Annotated in this window: 5 protein-coding genes and 1 pseudogene; all 6 read right to left on the bottom strand. The window is 74.2% G+C overall.

Annotation, left to right across the window (positions count from 1 at the left end):
- Positions 1–176: 176 nt before the first annotated feature.
- The gene (locus ACQRUO_RS38445; RefSeq protein ID WP_428320824.1) at positions 177–1,511 is read right to left on the bottom strand and encodes a DUF4190 domain-containing protein; all 1,335 of its coding nucleotides are present in this window, start codon (positions 1,509–1,511) and stop codon (positions 177–179) included.
- Between the two features lie 143 nt (positions 1,512–1,654).
- Positions 1,655–2,896, bottom strand: coding sequence for a styrene monooxygenase/indole monooxygenase family protein (locus tag ACQRUO_RS38440; protein WP_428320823.1), 1,242 nt, complete (start codon positions 2,894–2,896; stop codon positions 1,655–1,657).
- Positions 2,897–2,976: 80 nt separating this feature from the next.
- Positions 2,977–3,597 (bottom strand): GTP-binding protein, encoded by a 621-nt coding sequence (locus tag ACQRUO_RS38435; protein WP_428320827.1) that lies wholly within the window; start codon positions 3,595–3,597, stop codon positions 2,977–2,979.
- Between the two features lie 13 nt (positions 3,598–3,610).
- The gene (locus ACQRUO_RS38430) at positions 3,611–4,126 is read right to left on the bottom strand and encodes a DUF742 domain-containing protein (RefSeq protein WP_428320826.1); all 516 of its coding nucleotides are present in this window, start codon (positions 4,124–4,126) and stop codon (positions 3,611–3,613) included.
- A gap of 92 nt (positions 4,127–4,218) precedes the next feature.
- Positions 4,219–4,683 (bottom strand): roadblock/LC7 domain-containing protein, encoded by a 465-nt coding sequence (locus tag ACQRUO_RS38425; protein WP_428320825.1) that lies wholly within the window; start codon positions 4,681–4,683, stop codon positions 4,219–4,221.
- A 44-nt stretch (positions 4,684–4,727) separates the two neighbouring features.
- A pseudogene (locus ACQRUO_RS38420) lies at positions 4,728–5,337 on the bottom strand (hypothetical protein); the annotation flags it as partial.

Genomic DNA, 5,337 nt, shown 5'->3' with positions numbered 1-5,337 from the left:
TCATGCAGTCCGGCCAACCCGTTTGACCAGCGACGAGCATCAACCTCGGATATGTCCCCACCCATGAACAGCCCAACGAGCGAACCCGACAACCGTCACGGTAAGCACCGTTGCAGTACTAGTACGAAGCAGCTGCCGCCAGGGGCTCCCCGGCGGGCTGGTGCCAGGGGCTGCGCTCAGGTCGCGGCGCCGGCGGCGCCACCGGAGCCGGCGTCGGCGCTGCCGCCGGGTGCGGTGGTGGAGTCGCCGTAGGGGTCCTGGGCGGCCAGCCCGAGCGCCTGGCGGGCGGTGGCCTCCAGCGGGTCGGAGCTGCGCCCGGTGAGGTCGTTGACCAGGGAGTCGACGCCCGTGGTGGAGTCGTCGGCGGCGTTCTGCCAGTGCGGCTGGTCGTCCTTGAGCTCGGTGATCAGCGCGGACACCTGGCTCTGGGCACTGCCCCAGTTCTGCTGGGAGAGCGAGGTCTGCGCCTGCTGCATGGCGGTCGCGGTCTGCTGGATCCACCGCATCGACTTGGCGCTGTCGTCCGCCGGGTCGCCGGTGGGCTGCAGCGCGTCCGCCTGGTCCAGCAGGCTGACGGCCTTCAGGAAGGACTGCTGGGCCTGGGTCAGGTCGGTCTGGTCGCGGCGCAGCGAGCCGACGGCGCCGTTGGGCTTGCCGTTGTCGTGCAGGAAGCAGAGCACGGTGTGCCCGGAGGCGTCCCAGCGGGTCTGGGTGTCCGGGTAGACGTAGCGCACGCCGAGCGAGGCGGTCCGCGCCCACGGGTCCGTGACGTAGAGCAGCTCCTCGTGGTGGCAGAGGTCGTCGGCCTCGCTGCTCACGGCCTGGGCGCCGGGGAAGGTCGCTCCGCCCACCGGGAAGGTGGCCATCACCTCACCGTAGTGCGGCAGCCCGCAGTCGACGCTGCGGCGCCGCACCGCGCCGCCGGCCGTGGTGTCCTCGACGAAGCACTGGCCGGACTTGAGGCTGTAGGTCTCGTCACGCAGCACCGTCGCGCCGATCACCAGGCCGAACGCCGCGAGCACCGTGGCGAACAGTCCGAGGACGCCGAGCACCATGCCCGTGATCGCCAGCCCGCGCCCGCGCTGCGGGCGCTTGCGGAGGCGGACCAGGGCGGCGATCCCGAAGGCGATCGCGGCCGGCCAGAGGCAGCAGAGGATCCCGGTGACCAGCGAGGTGATGGCCAGTCCGTTGGTGCCGGGCAACTGCTGCGGGCCGTAGGGGAACTGCGCGTACGGGTCGGCGTACGGGCCGGCCTGGCCGGGGTGCACCCAGGGGCCGGTGGGCGGCGTGGTGGGGCGCGGCGGCAGGTCGGGGGCGTCGGGGGCGGGGGCGGCCCAGGGGTCGACGGGGGGCGGGGTGGCATCGGCGGGGGCGGTCGGCTCGTGGGCAGCCGGCTCGGGAGCGGCCTCGGGGGCAGGGGGCTCCGGCGCGGCATCCGCCACCACGGCGTCGGTCACCTCCGCCGCATCCACCGTCTCCGCCTGCTCCGCCGTGTCCGCCGTGTCCGCCATGGTGGGACTCCCCCCGCCGCCGTGCTGCCCGCGCAGCCGTCTGATCGCGAGGCCGGACTCTAGCGGATCCCGCGGCCGGCCAGCGCCGCCGCCCCCGCCCGACCAGCGGGAACCGTGCCGGGGGCGGCGCCGACCGGACTCCGTCAGCCCTGGGCCGGGGAGACCGAGGCGAGGAAGGCGCCGGCCTTCTCCGGGTCGTAGAACCAGTTCTCGAAGTCGGCCGGATCGTCGAAGCCGTTGGCGAACCGGTGGGCGACCGCCGGCAGCTGGCCGGCGGCGCCGATCAGGTTCAGCACGTGCTCCGGCGGCGGCGCCAGCATCGCGTTGGTCCACTTGGTGACGTGCTGCGCGTTCTCCCAGTACCGGTCGAAGGCGCTCTGCATGAAGTCGCGGTCGAAGGGCTGGTCGCCGTGGGCCAGGATGGCCTCCAGGTAGACCGCCGCGCACTTGGCCGCGTTGTTGGAACCCTGACCGGTGATCGGGTCGTTCGCGACCACCACGTCGGCCACGCCCAGCACCAGTCCACCGCCGGGCAGCTCACCGATCGGGTTGCGCACCACCGGCGCGTAGCGGCCGGCCAGGGTGGCGCCGGCATCGGTCAGCTCCACCCCGCCCTTGGTGCGGTCGTACTCCCAGGGGGTGAAGGTCCTCATCAGCTCCAGGGTCAGCCGCAGCTGCTCGGCCGGGTCCTTGACGCCGTCGAAGACGTCCACCGGGCCGCCGGGGACACCCTCCCAGAAGAGGATGTCGCAGTCGCCGGAGACGGTCAGCGCGGGGATCACGAAGAGCTCGCCGACACCGGGCACCAGGTTGCAGCGCACCGCGCGGAACTCGTGCTCCGGGCGCGGCCCGAGGCCGTGCACGTAGGAGACCGCCAGCGCGCGCTGCGGCTTCTCGTAGGGCGAGCGGCTCGCGTCCCGGCCGAACATCTGGACCAGTTCGCCCTTGCCCGCGGCCACCAGCACCAGGTCGTAGCTGCGGGCGAAGTAGTCCAGGTCGGAGACGGCGACGCCGTGCACCACGACCTGGCCGCCGCGCTGGGCGAAGGTCTCCAGCCAGCCGGACATCTTGACCCGCTGGTCGACGGACTGGGCGTAGCCGTCCAGCCGGCCCACCCAGTCGATCACTCTGGCCGACTCCGGGCCGCTGACCGAGACCCCGAGGCCCTCGACCCGGGGGGCCTCCGCCTCCCAGAAGTTGATGCCCAGCTCTCGCTCGTGGGCCAGCGAGGTGTCGAACATGCACTGGGTGGAGAGCACCCGCCCGTTGCGGACCTCGTCGGCGGTGCGGTTGGTCATCACCGTCACGTCGTAACCGTGCGACTGGAGCCCCAGCGCCAGCTGGAGCCCGGCCTGCCCGGCTCCGACGATCAGTATCTTGCGCATCGCTGCCTGCCTCTTCTTGCTTGATGACGTGCGGTCTGCCGTGCGGTCCGCGGTCTGGCGTGCGGTCTTCGGACGGGCGGTCAAAGCTGCGCGCGGAGCGGCCCGGCAGCCGCCGGCTCGGTCGCCAGCGCATGCAGCACCAACGCCGTCAGCACCTCGACGGCGGAGGCCCGGTCGCGGGCGTCGCAGATCAGCACCGGCACCTCGGCCGGCACCGCGAGCGAGTCCCGCACCGCGTCCGGGGTGTAGACCGGGGCGCCGTCGAACTGGTTGACGGCCACCACGAACGGCAGCCCGCTGCCCTCGAAGTAGTCCAGGGCCGGGAACGAGTCGGCCAGCCGGCGGGTGTCGGCGAGCACCACCGCGCCCACCGCACCGCGCACCAGGTCGTCCCACATGAACCAGAACCGGCCCTGCCCGGGCGTGCCGAACAGGTAGAGCACCAGGTCGTCCTCCAGGCTGATCCGCCCGAAGTCCATCGCCACCGTGGTCGAGGTCTTGGCCGGCACCGCGGCGGTGTCGTCGACGCCGACACTCGCCTCGGTCATCACGGCCTCGGTGGTGAGCGGCGGGATCTCGGAGACCGAGCGGACGAAGGTGGTCTTGCCGACACCGAAACCGCCGGCCACCACGATCTTGGTGGAGGTGGCGGTGCCGGCCACCAGCGGGACCCCGGGCGGCACGACCGACGGAGCCGCCAGGGCCCCACCCACCTCAGAGCTTGCGAAGTCCACCCAACACCCTCTCCAACAGCACGCGCTTCGACCCACCCTCACCTGCGGCCACCCCGGACAGCCCGGTCCCGTCGGCCACGTCCGGCCCGTGCACCCGGATCCGCCCCTGGTCGGCCAGATCGCTGACCAGCACCTTCACCACACCCAACGGCATCCGCAGCAGGGCCGAGATCTCCGCGATCGAGCGCATCTGGCCGCGGCACACGTCGCAGATCGCAGCCAGCTCGGGCAGGCTGCGGTCACCCGGGTCGGCCGGCCGGTTGAGCGCCGACACCAGGGTCTCGACCAGCAGCACCCGGCCGAACCGGGTCCGCCCACCGGTGATCGCGTACGGGCGGACCCGGGACGAACGGCCCTGCCCGGCCCGCCCGCTGTCGGCCCGGCGGGCCCGGGCCGGGCCGCCGTCCGCGTCGGGTCCGACGCCGGGCAGGCCGGGGTCGACGCCGCCGCCGCTGCTGCCGCTGCTGCCGCTCCCGCTACCAGCGGTGCCGGGCATCCTGCTCATCTCCTCTGGGTTCAGCTCCTCGGGGTGCGGTTCCTCGGGGTGCAGCTCGGCCGGATCCGGTTCCTCCGGGTTCCGCCGCCCGCTCACCGGACCGCCATCGCGCGCTGCAGCTCGCTGCGCACCTGGGGCGTCAGGGCGTGCCCGGCCCGCTCCACCAGCAGGGCCATCTGGTAGGCCAGCACGCCCAGATCACAGCTGAGCGAGGCGTAGACACCGAGGCAGGAGCCGTCGCTGATGGCCATCACCACCAGGTGCCCCTGGTCCATGGTCACCATGGTCTGCTTGACCCCGCCGAAGTCGATGGCGCGCGCCAGGCCCTGCGCGAGGCTGGTCAGGGCCGAGACGATGGCGGAGAGCTGGTCCGACCGGACACCCTGCTGGGCGTCCGCGAGCAGCAGCCCGTCGGAGGAGACCACCACCGCCTCGCTCACCCCGGCGACCTGGCCGAGGAAGTCGGCGAGCAGCCAGCGGACGTTCGTCGCACCCTGGCTGACCGGCGGTTGGCCGACCGGCCGACCGGCCGGTGGCCAGGGGCCGGCGCCCTGCATGGTTCCGGTCGCGCCGGCCGGGGTGTTCCGCTGGTCGAATTCGCTCATCGGTCCTGCTCCTCGGCTTCCTCGACGGCGGACTCGCGGGCCGCCTGGCGCAACCCGCTCTGGAAACCGCCGAGTCGACGGCGCAGCTCCTCGGCGGAGGTACGGGGCCGGCGCTCACCGGGCACCGCCGCAGCGGTCGGCGGGGTGACGCTCGGCGGGGTCTGTGCGGCGCCCGACGGGGTCTGCGCGGCGCCCGGCGGGGTGCCGGCCGGCCCGTCGGTCGCCGGGGCAGCGGTGGCCGGTCCGGCGGGCTCGGTCGACCCCGCGGCGAGGCGGCGCAGCTCGGAGGCCGGCATCTCGCCGGTGCCGGGCAGCCCGCCGGAGCGGGGCACCCGGCGGGGCAGGCCGAGCTCGGTGACCGGAGTGTCCGCGCCGGGCGGCGGGACGGGGGTGCGCTCGGTCGGGGTGCCCGCCGCGGCGGTGGTCCGCTCCCCCGCGCCGGGCAGCTGGACGATCGCCAACTGCCGGGTGGGGGTGTCCAGCGGGTCGTCCCGGTCGGGCTCGGGCCCGGCGGCCGGGGCCGGCGCGGGCTCGGCCGCAACTGCCGGGGCCGCCACGGTGGCCGGCCGCGGTCCGCCGCCGACCGACAGATCGGAAGAGCGTCGT

Origin of the sequence: Kitasatospora sp. LaBMicrA B282 (assembly GCF_050325825.1) — a bacterium.
Taxonomy (GTDB): domain Bacteria; phylum Actinomycetota; class Actinomycetes; order Streptomycetales; family Streptomycetaceae; genus Kitasatospora.
Note: the sequence above shows the minus strand (reverse complement) of the source record. Positions and strands in the feature narration are given on the sequence as shown.

What these genes read in the sequence shown, in the direction of transcription:
- ACQRUO_RS38425 (WP_428320825.1), bottom strand. Translation starts at nt 4,683, where the DNA reads ATGCAGGGCGCCGGCCCCTGGCCACCGGCCGGTCGGCCGGTCGGCCAA.
- ACQRUO_RS38445 (WP_428320824.1), bottom strand. Translation starts at nt 1,511, where the DNA reads ATGGCGGACACGGCGGACACGGCGGAGCAGGCGGAGACGGTGGATGCG.
- ACQRUO_RS38430 (WP_428320826.1), bottom strand. Translation starts at nt 4,126, where the DNA reads ATGCCCGGCACCGCTGGTAGCGGGAGCGGCAGCAGCGGCAGCAGCGGC.
- ACQRUO_RS38440 (WP_428320823.1), bottom strand. Translation starts at nt 2,896, where the DNA reads ATGCGCAAGATACTGATCGTCGGAGCCGGGCAGGCCGGGCTCCAGCTG.